Genomic DNA, 17065 nt, shown 5'->3' with positions numbered 1-17065 from the left:
AGTAAAGGTTGATGCATGAACTTCAAGAAACTGACCGATCTGAACGTTTCAGCCAAGCGCGTGTTTATCCGCGCCGATCTGAATGTGCCGCAGGACGAACATGGCGCGATTACCGATGACACGCGCATTCGCGCGGCGTTGCCGGGCATTCGCTATGCTCTGGCAGGCGGCGCGGCGGTGATGGTCACTTCGCATCTTGGCCGTCCGACGGAAGGTGAATTCAAAGCCGAAGACTCGCTCGCCCCAATCGCCGTGCGTCTGGCTGAACTGCTGGGTCGTCCGGTACCGCTGGTGCAAAACTGGGTGGATGGCGCGGATTTGGCAGATGCGGTGAAACCTGGCGAGATCGTGCTGCTGGAAAATTGCCGAGTCAACAAAGGCGAGAAAAAGAACGATGATGCGCTGGCGCAAAAGCTGGCCAAGCTTTGCGACATCTGGGTGCATGACGCCTTTGGCACCGCGCATCGTGCCGAGGTCACTACTTATGGCATGGGCAAATATGCGCCGGTCGCTTGTGCCGGGCCGTGTCTTGCGGCTGAACTTGACGCTTTGACACGGGCGTTAGCTAAACCAGCGCATCCGCTGGTGGCCATTGTTGCTGGTTCCAAGGTGTCAACCAAGCTGACCGTGCTTGAATCGCTGGCGGATAAGGTGGACCAATTGATTGTGGGTGGCGGTATCGCCAACACGTTTTTATTGGCGGCAGGCAAGAAGATCGGCAAATCGCTCGCCGAGCCCGATCTGGTTGAAGCCGCGCGCCGGGTGATGCAAAAAGTGTCCGTGCCGTTGCCAGCGGAAGTGGTCTGCGCCAAGGCGCTTTCAGCAACCGCTGTGGCGACGGTTAAAAGCATTGATGACGTGACTGACGACGACATGATTTTGGACATTGGTCCGATGGCAGCACAAGAGCTATCCAGAATCGTGGCTCAGGCGGGCACGATCGTATGGAACGGCCCGGTCGGCGTGTTTGAGATCGAGCAGTTTTCGTGCGGTACCAAAACGTTAGCTCATGCGATTGCCGATTCCAAAGCTTTTTCACTGGCCGGTGGCGGTGACACCATTGCGGCCATTAACGCGTTTGGTACCAAGGTGAGTTACATCTCGACAGCCGGGGGCGCTTTCCTGGAGTTTCTTGAGGGCAAGAAACTCCCTGCTGTTGAAATTCTTGAGCAACGCGCGGATAGCTGAAACGCCATTACACGCCATCATAATTTTCCATGCAACGCGCAACCAAAATTGTAGCGACCCTCGGCCCGGCGTCTAGCAGCGCGGAACGGCTGGCTGAATTGGTGGCGGCAGGTGTGGATGTCGTGCGGCTGAATTTTTCACATGGCACGGTGGATGATCATCGGCAGCGCGTGGAAACCTTGCGCGCAGCGGCGCATCACGCGGGGCGCACGGTTGGCGTGATGGCCGATTTGCAGGGGCCAAAAATCCGCATCGGCAAGTTTGCTGCCGGTCCAATAGCGATCAAGGCTGGCCAGCATTTCATCCTCGATGCAACCTGCACCTTGGGCGATGCCACACGCGTCGGCCTGGATTACCCTGATCTGGTGGAGGATGTGGTGGCAGGCGATGTGCTGTTGCTGGACGACGGCCGTACGGTATTCGATGTGGAGTGCGTCGAGGGCAGCGAAATCCATTGTCGTAACCGGCATGATGGTGAGCTTTCGAATAACAAAGGCATCAACAAGCAGGGCGGCGGATTGTCGGCCCCGGCGCTGACACCCAAGGACATGGCGGACATCAAGACAGCTGCCGCGTTGAATGTCGATTTTGTTGCCGTGTCTTTCCCCAAGACGGGCGCCGACATGCGGCAAACGCGGCAACTGCTGCACGAGGCAGGATCGGATGCGCTGATCATCGCAAAAATTGAGCGCGTTGAGGCGATCGATAATCTGCAAGATATTTTGCATGCCACCGATGGCGTGATGGTGGCGCGTGGCGATCTGGCGGTTGAAGTGGGTGATGCCGCTGTGCCCGCTTTGCAAAAGCGTATTATCCGCATGGCGCGCGAGGCGAATCGTTTTGTCATCACCGCCACGCAAATGATGGAATCGATGATTGCCAGCCCGGTGCCGACCCGCGCTGAAGTGTCCGATGTAGCGAATGCGGTGTTGGATGGCACGGATGCGGTGATGTTGTCGGCCGAGACAGCTTCTGGCATGTATCCGGTAGCCGCAGTGGAAGCCATGGCGCGGGTGTGTGTGGCAGCTGAAAAGTCACATGAAGTAAAAGTGGATGCTCACTTTTTAGATCGCACGTTTACCCGCATCGATCAATCCATTGCCATGGCCGCCTTGTTTACTGCGGTGCACATGAAAGTTAAAGCTGTTGCGGCGTTGACGGATTCCGGTTCTACCGCGTTGTGGATGAGCCGCATCAATTCTGGCGTGCCCATCTATGCGTTGACGCCACGCATCCGCACGCGATATCGGGTGAGTATTTTCCGCGATGTATTTCCGTTGATTACCGATTTTGCTACGCATGATCGTGATGAGTTACTCTGGCAGGCTGAAGAAACTCTACTTGCCGCTGGTGCGGTGGAGGTGGGCGATTTAATTGTCCTCACCATCGGCGAGCCGATCGGTCTGGCAGGTGGCACGAATACTTTGAAACTGGTAAAAGTCGGCGAACACCGGCGGCCAGCCGCCTGATTTTTTTCTAAGGAGATTTAAATGGCTCTCGTATCAATGCGTCAATTGCTCGACCATGCGGCAGAAAATGGTTACGGCCTGCCTGCCTTCAATGTGAATAACCTGGAACAAGTGCAGGCCATCATGGAAGCGGCAGCCGAGACTAACAGCCCGGTCATCATGCAGGGCTCAGCCGGTGCGCGTAAATATGCCGGTGAAGCGTATCTGCGGCACTTGATTGAAGCGGCCGTGGAAGCTAACCCGGATATTCCTGTGGTGATGCATCAGGATCACGGCGCGAGTCCGGCGATTTGCATCCAGGCCATGCGCCTGGGCTTTTCCAGCGTGATGATGGATGGTTCATTGAAAGAGGATGCCAAGACGCCCGCCTCGTTTGATTACAACATCGATGTCACCCGCCGGGTAGTTGAAATAGCCCACGCGATCGGGGTTTCGGTTGAAGGCGAGCTGGGCTGTCTCGGTTCGCTGGAAACAGGCATGGGCGAAAAGGAGGACGGCCACGGTGCCGAAGGGGTGCTCTCCCACGACCAGTTGCTGACAGATGCCAACGAGGCGGCCGATTTCGTCAAGGCCACGGGTGTCGATGCGCTGGCGATTGCCATCGGCACGTCACACGGCGCGTACAAATTCACCCGCCCACCCACCGGTGCTGTGCTGCGAATTGATCGCATCAAAGAAATCAATGCGCGCATACCCAATACGCATCTGGTGATGCATGGTTCGTCCTCCGTGCCGCAGGATCTGCTTGCGGCGATCAATCAATATGGCGGCGCTATGGGTGAAACCTACGGCGTGCCGGTAGAAGAAATTGTTGAAGGCATCAAGCACGGTGTGCGCAAGATCAATATTGATACTGATTTACGCATGGCCTCGACAGCCGCGATCCGCCGTTTCATGGCAGAAAACCCCAAAGAGTTCGATCCACGAAAATATCTGGGCGAGACTAAAAAGGCCATGAAGGCGATTTGCAAAGCGCGCTACGAGGCCTTTGGTTGCGCTGGTCAGGCGAGTAAAATCAAACCGATGTCGATGGAAAAAATGGCCACGCGATACATCAGTGGCGAGCTTGATTCCATTGTTAAGTAAATCTGGTTTTGCGGTAAATAGGCTGGCTGCATCGTGCATATTGCAGTCCGCTAAGGTAAATAATTTTTTCTTACTTTGATTTTTCCTATGACACAGCCTGCCTTGTTTGAATCTTCCCTGACTAGTTTGCCCCTGTTGGCACGCGGCAAAGTGCGCGATATTTATGCCGTGAGCGATGATCTATTGCTCATTATTACGACCGATCGCTTATCTGCTTTTGATGTCATCTTGCCGGACCCGATTCCTGGCAAGGGCGAAGTGCTGACTGCGGTGGCTGATTTTTGGTTTGGTAAATTAGCGCATGTGATTTCGAATCAGCTCACGGGGATAGATCCTGAGTCCGTGGTGGAAACGGAAGCCGAGCGGGAGCAAGTGCGTGGTCGTTCAGTCGTGGTCAAACGCCTTAAGCCTTTGCCCATTGAGGCGGTGGCGCGCGGTTACCTGATCGGCTCAGGTTGGAAGGATTATCAGGCCACCCACGCAGTCTGCGGGATTGCCTTACCAGCGGGGTTGCAACTAGCGCAGCAATTGCCTGAGCCAATTTTCACGCCGGCGACTAAGGCGGAAATGGGAGATCACGACGAAAATATTGACTACGCTACCGTCGAGAATTTGATTGGCGTTGATCTGGCCAAGAAAGTAAAAGAAACCACGCTACGCCTGTACCGCGAAGCGGCCGCTTTTGCACGCATCCACGGCATCATCATTGCGGATACGAAATTTGAATTTGGTCAGGATAAGGATGGCCGGTTGTATTTGATTGACGAAGTGTTAACGCCCGATTCATCGCGTTTCTGGCCCGCTAATCAATACCAAGTGGGTATTAGTCCCCCCAGTTTTGATAAACAGTTTGTGCGCGATTATCTGGGTACGCTGGATTGGAACAAGCAGGCTCCAGGCCCCCGCTTGCCTGCGGACGTGATTGAAAAAACAGCCGCCAAGTATCGTGAAGCACTTACCCGCCTGACCGGTTTGACGCCAAAAGTGTAATATGCGGCCAGCACGGCGCATGCTGTGTTGGTGTGTGCTGTACCCTCTTTTGTCGTGCTGTTACCGCGCTGTTACCGCGCTGTTACCGTATAGCCAGCGCCGACGTTTTTAACGTGCAGGCAAGGTGCAAGCGTGTGTGCAGCATGAGTGCGCGCGGCGCTTGAATAACAGGTTGGAAAGGTGTTCTGACTAACGTTCTGGCAGGCTTTACCCCTCCATGCTACTAGGCCATAATGAAGCGTTTCTTTTACCTTGCCGGGTATGCGTTGACGCATCCCTTTGCTTCTATTCGCCCGTATGAACACATCAATCTCCACGACATCCCCACCCCTGCCGGAAAAAATTGCGCTGCTGGTGCAAGAAGCGCGCTGGCTTTTAGTGGGGGTCTGCGGGGTCTATCTGGCCATCATTTTGTGGGGATTTAATCCCGCAGATCCCGGTTGGTCGCATGCGGCGACGGTTGATCGGGTGATAAACCCGGGTGGGCGGATGGGTGCTTGGCTATCTGATCTGATGTTGTATCTGTTTGGCTTGTCCGCCTGGTGGTTCGCTGCCCTGCCTTTTTTTCTGCTGGCGTGGGGTTATCACCGCCTGAGCCGTTTGTTTGATGGCGATCGGCGGTCTTTGTTCATCTCGCTCATCGGCTTTAGCGTGTTGCTGCTGGCAAGCGCCGGCATGGAGGCGATGCGCTTCTGGAGCGCAAAGCTGGCGCTGCCTTTGGCGCCGGGGGGCATGCTGGGTTTTGAAGTTGGCCGGTTTGCTGCACAGTTTCTCGGCTTTGACGGTGGCACGTTGGTTTTGCTGGTGTTGATCATGGTGGGATTTAGCTTGTTTACCGGCACCTCGTGGATGGGCGTGGCTGAAAAGTGTGGCGCCTTGCTCGAATCTGCCTGGGCCGGTGGCCAGCTGCTGAGGGAACGGTGGCAAGATCGGCGCTATGGTCGGCAGGTTGCGGATCAGCGCGAAGCGGTCGTGGAAACTGAGCGCCGCAAGATTGAAGAGAACCCGTTGCCGCCGGTCAAGATCGAGCCTGTTGAGTTGGATATTCCTCTGGCACCCAAAGCGATTGCGCGGGTTGAGAAGGAGCGCCAATCCGCCTTGTTTTTTGATGCGCTAGGTGGCGCGTTACCCCCGCTGCATTTACTCACAGAACCCACGCATAACCCGGCGGATGTGCCCTCAACCGAGACGCTGGAATTTACCTCGCGTCTGATCGAGCGCAAGCTGGCCGATTTTAATGTCACGGCCAAAGTGGTCTCGGCCCACCCCGGCCCGGTGGTGACACGCTATGAGATCGAGCCAGCCATTGGCGTCAAGGGCAGCCAGATTGTCGGCCTGGCCAAAGACTTGGCGCGCGCACTGTCTCTGGTGTCGATTCGCGTGGTGGAAACCGTGCCCGGAAAATCCTGCATGGCGCTGGAACTGCCCAATCCGAAGCGGCAGATCGTGCGTCTATCCGAAATCATTGGCTCGCAGGCGTATCACGGCATGCATTCGCCACTGTCCATCTCGCTGGGCAAGGACATCGGCGGCCAGCCGGTGGTGGCCGATCTGGCGAAAATGCCGCATCTGCTGGTGGCCGGCACCACGGGCTCGGGCAAATCGGTGGGTGTGAATGCGATGATTCTCTCGCTGGTCTATAAGTCTGGCCCGCAGGATGTGCGCCTGATCATGATCGACCCCAAGATGCTTGAGTTGTCGATCTATGAAGGCATCCCGCATCTGTTGGCGCCGGTGGTGACGGATATGACCAAGGCGGCCAATGCCCTGAACTGGTGTGTCGGCGAAATGGAGCGCCGCTACAAGCTGATGTCGGCGCTGGGTGTGCGAAATCTCTCCAGCTTTAATAGCAAGATTAATGACGCGCAAAAGGCAGGCGAGCATATTGCCAATCCGTTCTCGCTGACTGCAGAAACAGACCTGGGCCCCGAGCCCTTGACCACGATGCCGCACATCGTCGTGGTGATTGACGAGCTGGCGGATCTGATGATGGTGGTAGGCAAAAAAGTTGAAGAGCTGATCGCTCGTCTGGCGCAAAAAGCGCGTGCGGCAGGTATCCATCTGATTCTGGCAACCCAGCGGCCGAGCGTGGATGTCATCACTGGCCTGATCAAGGCCAATATCCCGACGCGCATTGCGTTTCAGGTGTCGAGCAAGATCGATTCGCGCACCATCCTCGACCAGATGGGCGCCGAGGCGTTGCTGGGGCAGGGCGATATGTTGTACTTGCCGCCAGGCACCGGCTTGCCTGTGCGTGTTCATGGTGCATTTGTCGCGGATGATGAAGTGCATCGCGTGGTGGAACATCTGAAGAAGATCGGCCCGCCCGAATACATCGATGAAATTCTTGTGGGCAGCCTAACCGATGCACAAGAAGTCGGCGCTGGTGATACGGCGAATAATGATGCCGAGACCGACCCGATGTACGACCAAGCCGTCGAGATCGTGCTCAAGAACCGTCGTCCTTCAATTTCTCTCGTGCAGCGCCATTTACGCATCGGCTATAACCGTGCTGCGCGCATGATCGAGGCGATGGAACGAGCCGGGTTGGTTTCGCCGATGAATAACGCCGGCGGCCGTGAAGTGATTGCCCCGGAGCGCTCTGAATAAACCTCAGTCAACCTTGGCAAGCCCCAGCGAATTTGAAAGCAAGATTCGGAGTGTCATGAATTCATGATGCGACTACAGTTGATCTAGTCATCAACGCGCAGTCGAAAGGACTAAACATGACCAGCCAAGCTGAACTTGCCGTGACAACGCGGAGCGACCCTCGCTGGAGAGCTGTCATGACGCGCGATCCGGCGGCCGAGGGGACGTTCGTCTATGCAGTCAAAACTACGGGTGTCTATTGTCGACCAAGCTGCCCGTCGCGGCGAGCCAAACCCGAGAACGTGGTTTTCTACAACACACCAGATGAGGCAGGGCGCGCTGGTTTTCGTCCCTGCAAACGCTGCCAGCCGAATCAACCGTCGGTGGCGATTCGACAGGCTGAAAAAATTGCTGAACTGTGTCGTTTGATCGAGTGTGCCGAGCGAACGCCGACATTAGGCGAACTTGCTCAACAGGGGGGTATGAGCACTTACCACTTGCACCGTGTTTTCAAAGCGATTACCGGCCTGACGCCCAAAAACTACGCAACCGCACATCGGGCGCAACGGGTTCGGCGGGAACTGGTGCATAGCGCCAGCGTGACCGAAGCAATCTACAGCGCTGGCTACAATTCAAGTGGCCACTTTTACGGCGAATCTCCGCAAGTGCTGGGCATGACACCGAGCGAATATCGCGCCGGTGGTGCTAATAACGACATTCGTTTTTCCATCGGCAAATGCTCACTCGGCGTGATTTTGGTCGCACAAAGTGTGCGCGGTATTTGCGCGATCTTGATGGGCGATGATGCGCAAAAGTTAGCCCGCGATCTCCATGCGCGCTTCCCCGCTGCGCGGCTGATCGCTGGTGACGCTGATTTTGAGCAGTTGGTAGCTAAGGTTATTAATTTTATTGAAGCCCCCCGGCTTGGCCTCGACCTGCCGCTCGATATACGTGGCACGGCGTTTCAGCAGCGCGTATGGCAGGCTTTGCGGGATATTCCGGAGGGGCAGACGGTTAGCTATACCGACATCGCCCGCCGCATCGGCGCGCCCAAAGCGGTTCGCGCTGTGGCCGGGGCTTGTGCCGCCAATACGTTGGCTGTGGCGATTCCCTGTCATCGCGTCGTGCGGAGTAATGGCGATTTGTCCGGTTATCGATGGGGTATCGAACGCAAACGCATTCTGCTCGAAAAAGAGGCCGCGCAGTGAATGCTGTCAACGGCGATCTATTTGGACGGGATGGTGCGCGCGAACCCTGGTCAGAGTGGCTAGGGTCTGGAACGGTACTACTGCACGGGTTTGCCACTACTGACGCTGCCGCAATCCTTGCTGACTTGGCGCGCATCATTGAGACGTCGCCGTTCCGCCACATGGTCATCGTAGATGGTCGCCCCATGTCGGTCGCCATGACGAACTGCGGAGCTTTGGGGTGGTTGTCTGATACCGCCGGTTATCGCTATTCGTCGTTTGATCCGCAGAGCAGCCATCGCTGGCCGCCGATGCCGGATTCATTTTCAAATCTGGCGCGAGCGGCGGCGATCCAAGCCGGGTTTTCAAGTTTTACGCCGGATGCCTGCCTGATCAACCGCTATGCAGTGGGTGCTCGTATGTCGCTACACCAAGACAAGGATGAGCGCGATTTTCGCGCGCCCATCGTTTCCGTTTCTCTCGGCTTGCCTGCCGTTTTTCTACTCGGCGGGGCAAAGCGAACGGAGCGGGCGCAACGCCTGGCATTGATCCACGGCGACGTCCTTGTCTGGGGCGGGCAGGATCGGTTGCGTTATCACGGCGTGCAACCACTCAAGGCGGGCTGCCATCCCCTGCTTGGCGATGCGCGCATCAACCTGACGTTTCGCCAGGCTGGATGAAGACGACAAACCTCTCTTGCACTGTCAAACTGCCCGACAATTTTCGTCGGGACGATGTGTTGGATTTCCACCGCCGCGATATTCAGATGATCGCCGAGCGGGTGGCGGAAGATTTACTGCTCAAGGGGTTGATGTGGCAAGGGCATCCCGCCTGCTTGAATATCCAATTTCATGATCGGCATGCAACGATAGGGCTCGCTATTGATGGACTGATTAAAAATGAAACGGATGCGCTGATACGCATGGCAAGCATGGTGCGGAGAATGCTCGGCTTGACGCAAGCAATCGAAGATTTTGAGCAGCACTATCGACATCATCGACAACTTGGCTCACTGATTGCTGGCCACCCCGGACTGCGTGTTCCGCTAACCGCGACGCCATTCGAAGCGCTGACTTGGGCGATTACGGGACAACAGATCAGCGTAAATGCCGCAGTTTCTGTGCGACGAAAACTCATTCAGACCGTTGGGGTGCAGCATACCGGCGGCTTGTGGTGTTACCCGGATGCGCACCAGATGGCTGGCATAGATGAGGCTGCTTTGCGGCGGGCTGGATTTTCGCAAGCAAAAGCCCGCACGCTGATAGTGCTGAGTCAAGCCATTGAGCAAAATCGACTGCCACTCGATGCGTGGGTCAATGCGCCTATAGTGGATACACCCCTAGCCGATGAAATGAGTCGGCAATTGCTTGAGGTGCACGGTATTGGCCCTTGGACGGTTAGCTACGCGCTGTTGCGTGGGTTTGGTTTCCTTGATGGTTCGCTACATGGTGACGCTGCAGTGCGGCGAAAAATGCAACGATTGCTTAGATCTGACGAAAAAATAAGTGAACAATGGGCACAGTATTGGCTGGCTGATTTTTCTCCCTGGCGTGCATTGGTCGCTGCCCATTTATGGGCAATGCCGTTGGAAGGTTAGTTTATGGGGTGGAGACGAAAGTATGCGTCCCCGATCCTGGCTACTTAAAAAGTCTTGAGCGATAATTGCAGCATGAAAAAACTCCTCTATGTTTTTTGTGCGCTTTGCAGCACCGGTTTTGCGTCTGTATCCATTGCTGCCGGTCTTGATCAATTGAAATATTTTGTCGCGCACACGGCGAGTGCACGCGGCACGTTTAGTCAGAGTGTTGTGAGTAAATCAGGCCGCAAGCCACAGCAATCCAGCGGCAGTTTTTTCATGCAACGGCCGGGAAAGTTCCGCTGGTCGTATGAAAAGCCCTATCCGCAACTGCTGGTGAGCGATGGCGTCCAGCTCTGGAGTTTTGACCCCGAACTGAATCAGGTGGCTATCAAAAAAGTGGGAACGGCCCTGGGTGCCAGCCCTGCTGCGCTATTGGCGGGGCAAGACATAGAGAAGAATTTTGTGCTAAAGGAAGCACCGGCCGTTGATGGCATCGAGTTTATCGAGGCCACATCGCGCACGGGGGAGGCCAGTTTTGAGCTTGTGAAAATTGGCTTTAAGGCGAATCAGCCGGTGAGTATGGAAATTAGCGACAGCTTTGGCCAAATCAGCCTGTTACGCTTTGATCGCTTTGAAGTGAATCCGTCGTTAGCGGCCAGCCTCTTCCGCTTTACGCCGCCTGCCGGTGCAGATGTGATGAAAGAATAACGCCAGCGCCATTTCGTTTTTTCAACGGCGCCTGCGTAAAATCCACCCCCTCCAAAAATATTCGTGCGTCTTTGCCATGTGGTTTCGTAACCTTCAGATTTTCCGTCTTGCTGATGCTTGGCAGTATTCCAGCGCAGATTTAGCCACTGCACTTACCCGCGGATTGTTTGTCGGGTGTGGCGCAACCGATCAGATTGCACGTGGCTGGGTGCCACCGCGTGGCGAAGAGGGTGAGCTGGTATTTACCCAGCAAAAGCAGCAACTGATCGCGCTCGGCGTGGAGCAAAAGTTGCTGCCCGCGGCCGTAGTGCGCCAATATGCACAAGCCAAACTCGTGGATATTGAAGCTGCACAAGGCTACAAACCGGGACGTAAGCAGGTGCGCGAAGTGATCGAGCAAATGACGCTGGAGTTGCTTCCGCGCGCCTTTGCCAAACGCGGTCTGACCTATCTTTGGATTGACCCGGTAAACCGTTGGCTGGTGGTGGATGCCGCATCAAGCCAACGTGCTGACGAAGCGATCGAGCAGCTTAAATTATCGCTCGGTGACTTGCCATTGAGCCTGCTTAAAACAAAGCTGGCACCCGCAACAGCCATGACGCAGTGGTTGGCAGAGGGCGCAGCCCCGGGCAGCTTTTCTATCGACCGTGACTGCGAGTTGCGTGCCGCGGCAGAAGAGCGCGCTGCCGTGCGGTATGTCCGGCATAACCTGGACAGCGACGATGTGCGTAATCATATCGTGGCAGGCAAAACCGTGACCCGCATGAGTCTGACCTGGCAAGATCGTGTTTCTTTCACCTTGACTGAGCAGCTACAAATCAAACGGCTTGCCTTTCTTGATATCCTGAAAGAAGACGCTGAACGGCAGGCCGAGAATGCGGATGATTTGTTTGCGGCTAACTTTAGCTTGATGTGTGGCAATCTGGAGCAACTGCTGGCGCATTTAACCAAGGCGCTGGGCGGGGAGAGTGAATGAGGCAACGCCTACTGATTCTTTTGTGCAGTCTCGTTTTTACCCTGCCAGCGTGGGCCGATGGCGTTAATGTGGGTAAAGCTTCCCGCCTGCGAAATTTGGTGCCTGCAGGCGAAATTGAACAATCCGCTGTGGCTGAATATGAACAAATCAAACAGCAAGCCGCCGCCAAGGGCGAGTTGATGCCGGATAGTGATCCACAAGTGCGGCGCTTGCGAGCGATTGCTGCACGGATTATTCCATTGGCGGACCGCTTCAATTCGCGGGCGCAGCAATGGCCGTGGGAAGTGATTTTGCTGAGTTCGCAGCAAATCAATGCGTTCTGCATGCCGGGTGGCAAGATTGCGTTTTATACCGGCATACTCAATACGCTCAAGTTAACCGATGATGAAGCAGCGATGGTTATGGGGCACGAAATCGCCCACGCGTTACGCGAGCATGCGCGCGCACGCATTGCCAAAGGCCAGTTGACGCAATTAGGCGCAGGCGTTTTGGGTGGATTATTGGGTGGCGGGCGGTATACCGATGCGTTTCGCTTTGGCGGCAATTTGTTGTCGCTCAAGTTTTCGCGGAACGATGAAACCGAAGCCGATGTGGTCGGGCTTGATCTGATTGCCCGCGCCGGGTTTAACCCTCGCGCCGGGGTGACGTTATGGCAAAAAATGATAGAAGCGAATAACAGTAAACCGTTGGAGCTGCTATCCACCCATCCAGCCGGCCAGAATCGGGTCAAGGAAATTGAAAAACATCTTCCCGAAGTAATGCCACTTTACGAAGCAGCGCTCAAGGCTCAAGCGCAAAAGCCGGAAAAGGCAAAGTAGCCGGGTAACTCAAAGACTCTCTGCGCAATCCTTGGATGAGAGGGCGTGTTTATCGGAGATAGACATAAATTAACTACAAATAGTCAATTTTAAGCAGGGTTAGGTGCTTTTTTCTCGGGACGTGCGAGGATTGTCTGTTTGGGCTGAAGCGCTGTGCCGCGTTGCACGTGAGGCAGCGGGGTGAGGTTTTTGCGTTCCCAGGAAATGGCGCACTCGCTCCATCCACGGCTCGGTGTGGCGGCGAATCTCTGCATCATCTTCGAGTATCTGTTGAATGAGACCTTGCTTGTGTAACAGCTCAGGCGTGCTCAGTGCCAGGCTGGCATCACTGGCGATCAGCTCATTACGCAGCGTGGCGACCCGGCGCTCTAGCTCGACCAGACGATCCCAGTCGTTCGCTTGCGCTGCGTTGACCATGCGCTGAGACAAAGTGCTGATTTCTTCGTAAAGCTTTATTTGCGTCGTCATGCAGCAAATAGTAGCGGCTTGGCATGCCGCTTGTTGCGAGAAACTGCGGCAGGATCGCTAGCTATTTCTGTTAAAACAGGCTGTGGATAGTTTCCAGTAGTGGCCACGGGGATCGCTGGTGAGCATATTGTGTAGGGCATGCTTTAAGATGCCGGTTGGTGATTTTTAGAATGGCAGGAGTAGCCAACGCATGAACAAGGCATTTGTCAGGGAAGCCCCAGCAGGCGAGGATGCCGGCGAGGACGAGGAGGATGAAGCGGGCGTGGGGGCCGCCAAGCTGCCGGCAGGCACCAAAAATTACATGACGGTAGCAGGTTACGCCACCTTGCGCGCTGAGTTTGAGCAGTTGGTCAAGGTTGAGCGGCCGAGCATTGTGCAGGTGGTGTCGTGGGCGGCAGGCAATGGGGATCGTTCGGAAAATGGCGATTACATTTACGGCAAAAAGCGGTTGCGCGAGATTGATCGGCGGATCCGCTTTTTGAGCAAGCGCCTGGATTCAGCTGTGGTCGTCGATCCGGCTGCACAGGAAAATCGCGACCAGGTATTTTTTGCGGCGACGGTTGTCGTCTGTGATGTCGATGGCAGCGAGGCAACGTATAAGATTGTAGGCATTGATGAGGCCAACCCAGGCGCGGGGCTCATTAGCTGGATTTCACCCCTGGCGCGCGCTTTGCTCAAGGCGCGCGAGGGCGATGCGGTGCGCTTTGCAAGCCCGGGCGGTGTGCGTGAGCTGGAAGTTATCGAGATTCGCTACGAGTAAGGTTCAATCGTTAGTTCAATCGTTAAATAGTTCGATGCGCGCGTCGAATCGCGTGATTGACCCATAGCACGAGGCCGAACAGGATCATCGCTCCGGCTTGGTGTGCCGCTGCCAGCGGCACGGGCACGCGCAGCAGCAAGGTGCTGATGCCTAGACCTGCTTGAACACCCAACCAAACCAGGAGCAATGCAGCGGCAGGGCGGGCAGAGGGCGATTCGCTCCTGACACGCCAGACAAACCACGGAATGACTCCCAGCAATGTCCAGGCAATCAGGCGATGATCCAGCTGTACGGTGGCCATGTTGCTAAAAAAGTTCAGCCAGAGGGGTTCTAGCTGAAACGTTTCTGGTGGCACAATAAACCCATTCATCAGCGGAAAGGTGTTGTAGGCCAAGCCCGCATGGATGCCGGCGACGAGCGCACCCGAGAGCACCATGAGAAATACCAGCGCTATGAGTGCGACACCCAGGCGGCGCGTAAAAGTTTCCGAAGGGACGCACGGCGCTGGCGCTGGTGATATGCCGCGAAGCTTTGAATCTGACCGCAGGAAATGTTTGAACCCGCTGTTGGGCAGAGCCGTCTCTGGAAAGTCCTCCTGGGGGACGGCGCTAAAACGGCGGCGCGGTTGCAAAAGGCCCAGCGCTGTCCAGAGCATCAACCCGAAAATGAGGAACGCCAGTCCCAAGTGTGCAGCCAGCCGATAGGGTGAGACGTGGGGGTCATCTACCAGACCGCTTTTCACCATGTACCAGCCCATGGCACCTTGCAGCCCGCCGAGGACGAAAAACCCAAGCACCTTCCACGCCAGGGGTCCGCGCAGTTGGCCTCGGATAAGAAACCAGACATAGGGCACAAAAAAGACCAGCCCGATGAGCCGTCCAGATAGCCGATGCGCCCATTCCCACCAGAAAATGAATTGAAATCCCGCGAGTGTCATGTCGTGATTGCGCAGACGAAACTCTGGCGTGAGCTGGTATTTGGCAAACAGCTCTTGCCAATGGGCTTCGGTTAGCGGCGGTAACGCGCCGACCAACGGTTGCCATTCAACAATGGATAGCCCCGCGTGCGTGAGCCGTGTAATACCGCCAATCATGAGCGTGGCGAAAACCATGGCGCAACAGACGAGCAGCCACACAGCAATAGCGCGTGGTGCGGTGGTTTCGTTAGCGAAGTTGGGTGATGGTTTGGGTGATGACATCATGTTTTTACTCCGAGGCGATCCAATGGCCTGATTTTCCGCCGGATTTTTCCAGCAGTCGAATGTCTTCAATCACCATGCCACGATCGACGGCTTTGCACATGTCATAAATGGTGAGTAGCCCGATCGAGGCGGCCGTGAGTGCTTCCATTTCTACGCCAGTACGGCTGACTGTTTCTGCCGTGACCTCAATGGTGATGCGGCAGGTGGCAGCATCCAGCGCAAAGCTCACGTCCACACGAGTCAGCGCAATCGGGTGGCACAGCGGGATCAACTCCGGCGTGCGTTTGCTGCCTTGAATGGCGGCAATGCGTGCAATACCGAGCACATCCCCTTTTTTGGCGGAACCCTGCGCGATCATCGCGAAAGTGGCCGGTGCCATGCGGATACTGCCGCTGACCTGTGCGCTGCGTTGGGTTTCTGGTTTGTGCCCCACATCAACCATGTGTGCCTGGCCTGCAGCATCAAAATGGGTGAGGGTGGGAATGGGGGCATCGGTGGGTGAATGCATGAAATACCTTGTCACGATCTCTCGTTGCAAAGCCGCTATCATAGCGGTATGAGACCATGTTTGCCGCTTCTTTGCCTAGCCTTGGCTTGCGCCATGCCCCCCCCATTGCTGGCCGATGATTTGCCCGATTTGGGCGATGTCGCGCAAGCGGATATGTCCCCCGCGATGGAACGGCGCATTGGCGAACAGGTCTTGAACGAACTTCGTCACGATCCATCATGGCTGGGTGACGCCGAGGTTAATGCGTACCTTAACCGCTTGGGCAACAGGTTAGCAGGACACGTTGAAGGAGGGCGGCTAACCATTGAGTTATTCGCTTTGCGCGATGCCACATTGAATGCGTTTGCCGTTCCTGGCGGCGTGATTGGCGTACATACCGGATTGATTCTGGCGGCGGAATCCGAATCCGAATTGGCTTCGGTCATTGCGCACGAAATTTCTCACCTCACGCAGCATCATCAGGCGCGGATGATGAGTAAAGCCGGGCAAGGGCAGATTGCCAGCATCGCTGCGCTGGTAGTTGCCGTGCTCGCAGCGCGCAGCAATCCTGATCTGGCGATGGGGGCTGCAACGGCGGGTCAAGCGGCAAGCATCCAGAATCAGCTTAACTACTCGCGTGATTTTGAACGCGAGGCGGATCGCATCGGGCTGGAGTTGCTTGAGCGATCCGGATTCGACATCCGCGGCATGGAAAGTTTTTTCGAGCGGCTGCAAAAGTATGGCCGACTGTATGACAACAATGCGCCAGGCTACTTGCGTACGCACCCGCTAACAACGGAGCGGCTGGCAGATATTGGTAACCGGATACAAGGGCGGCCTTACAAACAAGTGCCCGATTCACTCGAGTTTCAACTCATCCGCGCCAAATTGCGCGCCCAAGAAGGAACGGCACAAGACGCCGTCACTTATTTCGCTAGCCAACTTAAAAATCATACCTTTTCTGGCGATGAAGCCGCAGTGCACTATGGGTTGAGCCAAAGTTATGCCCGCGCTGGCAATCTAGCCGCCGCCGAGCGATCGCTTGAGGCTATACGCCGATTTAAAGTTGAATCGCCCCTGTTTTTAACCCTGGCCGCTGATCTGCGGCTAAAGCAGAACGATGCCCCCGCAGCGGCAAATATTTTGCGCGCAGCCTACAGCCGCTATCCTCAGGAACGCGCCGTGGTGTATGCGCTCATTGAGACATTGCTCACCGTGCGTCAGCCGCAAGAAGCGTTAAAAGTGGCCACCGATGATTTGCTGGGGCACGCCACGGATGCAACGGTGCATGCCCTACAGGCAAAAACCTACGCCGCATTAGGCCAGCGTTTGCAACAGCATCGCGCCCAAGCGGAAGCTTATGCGCTCGATGGTCGTTTAGATGAGGCCGTAGGGCAGTTGGAACTGGCGCAGAAAGCGGGTGACGGCAGTTTTTATGAGCAGTCGCAGGTGGACGCGCGTCTGCGTGAGTTTCGCGCACGACGCGAAGAAGAAAAGAGGCTCGCCAAGGAAAAGTGAGGGTGGGTTACCTCACCAAATATTTTGCTTTTCGCGTGTGC

At 55.9% G+C, this 17065-nt stretch carries 16 protein-coding genes; 13 read left to right on the top strand and 3 right to left on the bottom strand.

Going from position 1 to position 17065, the window contains the following annotated elements; translation table 11 throughout:
- Nucleotides 1-15: 15 nt before the first annotated feature.
- The 11 genes from PG1C_RS12495 (at nt 16) to PG1C_RS12445 (ending at nt 12590) form a co-directional block, all read left to right on the top strand.
- The gene (locus PG1C_RS12495) at nt 16-1188 is read left to right on the top strand and encodes a phosphoglycerate kinase (RefSeq protein ID WP_202635073.1); all 1173 of its coding nucleotides are present in this window, start codon (nt 16-18) and stop codon (nt 1186-1188) included.
- Between the two features lie 29 nt (nt 1189-1217).
- Nucleotides 1218-2657 (top strand): pyruvate kinase, encoded by a 1440-nt coding sequence (gene pyk, locus PG1C_RS12490; protein ID WP_202635072.1) that lies wholly within the window; start codon nt 1218-1220, stop codon nt 2655-2657.
- Between the two features lie 21 nt (nt 2658-2678).
- A complete protein-coding gene (fba, locus tag PG1C_RS12485; protein ID WP_202635071.1) occupies nt 2679-3743 on the top strand; it encodes a class II fructose-bisphosphate aldolase in 1065 nt (354 codons plus the stop codon).
- A gap of 87 nt (nt 3744-3830) precedes the next feature.
- Nucleotides 3831-4733 carry a phosphoribosylaminoimidazolesuccinocarboxamide synthase gene (locus PG1C_RS12480; RefSeq protein WP_202635070.1) on the top strand — a complete coding sequence of 301 codons (903 nt, stop codon included), beginning with the start codon at nt 3831-3833 and terminating at the stop codon, nt 4731-4733.
- A 297-nt stretch (nt 4734-5030) separates the two neighbouring features.
- A complete protein-coding gene (locus PG1C_RS12475; protein ID WP_202635069.1) occupies nt 5031-7343 on the top strand; it encodes a DNA translocase FtsK in 2313 nt (770 codons plus the stop codon).
- A gap of 116 nt (nt 7344-7459) precedes the next feature.
- Nucleotides 7460-8530, top strand: coding sequence for a bifunctional DNA-binding transcriptional regulator/O6-methylguanine-DNA methyltransferase Ada (gene ada / locus PG1C_RS12470; RefSeq protein ID WP_202635068.1), 1071 nt, complete (start codon nt 7460-7462; stop codon nt 8528-8530).
- A complete protein-coding gene (gene alkB / locus PG1C_RS12465) occupies nt 8527-9189 on the top strand; it encodes a DNA oxidative demethylase AlkB (protein ID WP_237218188.1) in 663 nt (220 codons plus the stop codon). Before ada ends, alkB begins: the two co-directional genes overlap by 4 nt.
- Complete coding sequence (locus PG1C_RS12460; RefSeq protein ID WP_202635066.1) at nt 9186-10106, top strand: DNA-3-methyladenine glycosylase 2; 921 nt, start codon at nt 9186-9188, stop codon at nt 10104-10106. Before alkB ends, PG1C_RS12460 begins: the two co-directional genes overlap by 4 nt.
- 72 nt (nt 10107-10178) lie before the next feature.
- Nucleotides 10179-10796: an outer membrane lipoprotein periplasmic chaperone LolA gene (lolA, locus tag PG1C_RS12455; RefSeq protein ID WP_202635065.1), complete on the top strand. Its 618-nt coding sequence runs from the start codon at nt 10179-10181 to the stop codon at nt 10794-10796.
- A gap of 76 nt (nt 10797-10872) precedes the next feature.
- Complete coding sequence (locus PG1C_RS12450; protein WP_202635064.1) at nt 10873-11772, top strand: recombination-associated protein RdgC; 900 nt, start codon at nt 10873-10875, stop codon at nt 11770-11772.
- Complete coding sequence (locus tag PG1C_RS12445) at nt 11769-12590, top strand: M48 family metallopeptidase (protein ID WP_202635063.1); 822 nt, start codon at nt 11769-11771, stop codon at nt 12588-12590. Before PG1C_RS12450 ends, PG1C_RS12445 begins: the two co-directional genes overlap by 4 nt.
- A gap of 99 nt (nt 12591-12689) precedes the next feature.
- Here the strand turns inward: PG1C_RS12445 and PG1C_RS12440 are convergent, their stop codons facing one another.
- Nucleotides 12690-13058 (bottom strand): flagellar protein FliT, encoded by a 369-nt coding sequence (locus PG1C_RS12440; RefSeq protein ID WP_202635062.1) that lies wholly within the window; start codon nt 13056-13058, stop codon nt 12690-12692.
- A 190-nt stretch (nt 13059-13248) separates the two neighbouring features.
- On the opposite strand from PG1C_RS12440, the gene greB reads away from it, so the two are divergent.
- Complete coding sequence (gene greB, locus PG1C_RS12435) at nt 13249-13818, top strand: transcription elongation factor GreB (protein WP_202635061.1); 570 nt, start codon at nt 13249-13251, stop codon at nt 13816-13818.
- Between the two features lie 22 nt (nt 13819-13840).
- On the opposite strand, the gene PG1C_RS12430 is transcribed toward greB, so the two are convergent.
- Complete coding sequence (locus PG1C_RS12430) at nt 13841-15019, bottom strand: COX15/CtaA family protein (RefSeq protein ID WP_202635060.1); 1179 nt, start codon at nt 15017-15019, stop codon at nt 13841-13843.
- 4 nt (nt 15020-15023) lie between these two features.
- Nucleotides 15024-15527: a cyclic pyranopterin monophosphate synthase MoaC gene (gene moaC, locus PG1C_RS12425; protein WP_202635059.1), complete on the bottom strand. Its 504-nt coding sequence runs from the start codon at nt 15525-15527 to the stop codon at nt 15024-15026.
- A gap of 93 nt (nt 15528-15620) precedes the next feature.
- Between moaC and PG1C_RS12420 the strand changes: the two genes are divergently transcribed.
- Nucleotides 15621-17024, top strand: coding sequence for a M48 family metalloprotease (locus PG1C_RS12420; protein WP_237218187.1), 1404 nt, complete (start codon nt 15621-15623; stop codon nt 17022-17024).
- Nucleotides 17025-17065 lie beyond the last annotated feature (41 nt).

Source organism: Rugosibacter aromaticivorans (assembly GCF_000934545.1).
GTDB lineage: Bacteria > Pseudomonadota > Gammaproteobacteria > Burkholderiales > Rhodocyclaceae > Rugosibacter > Rugosibacter aromaticivorans.
Note: the sequence above shows the minus strand (reverse complement) of the source record. Positions and strands in the feature narration are given on the sequence as shown.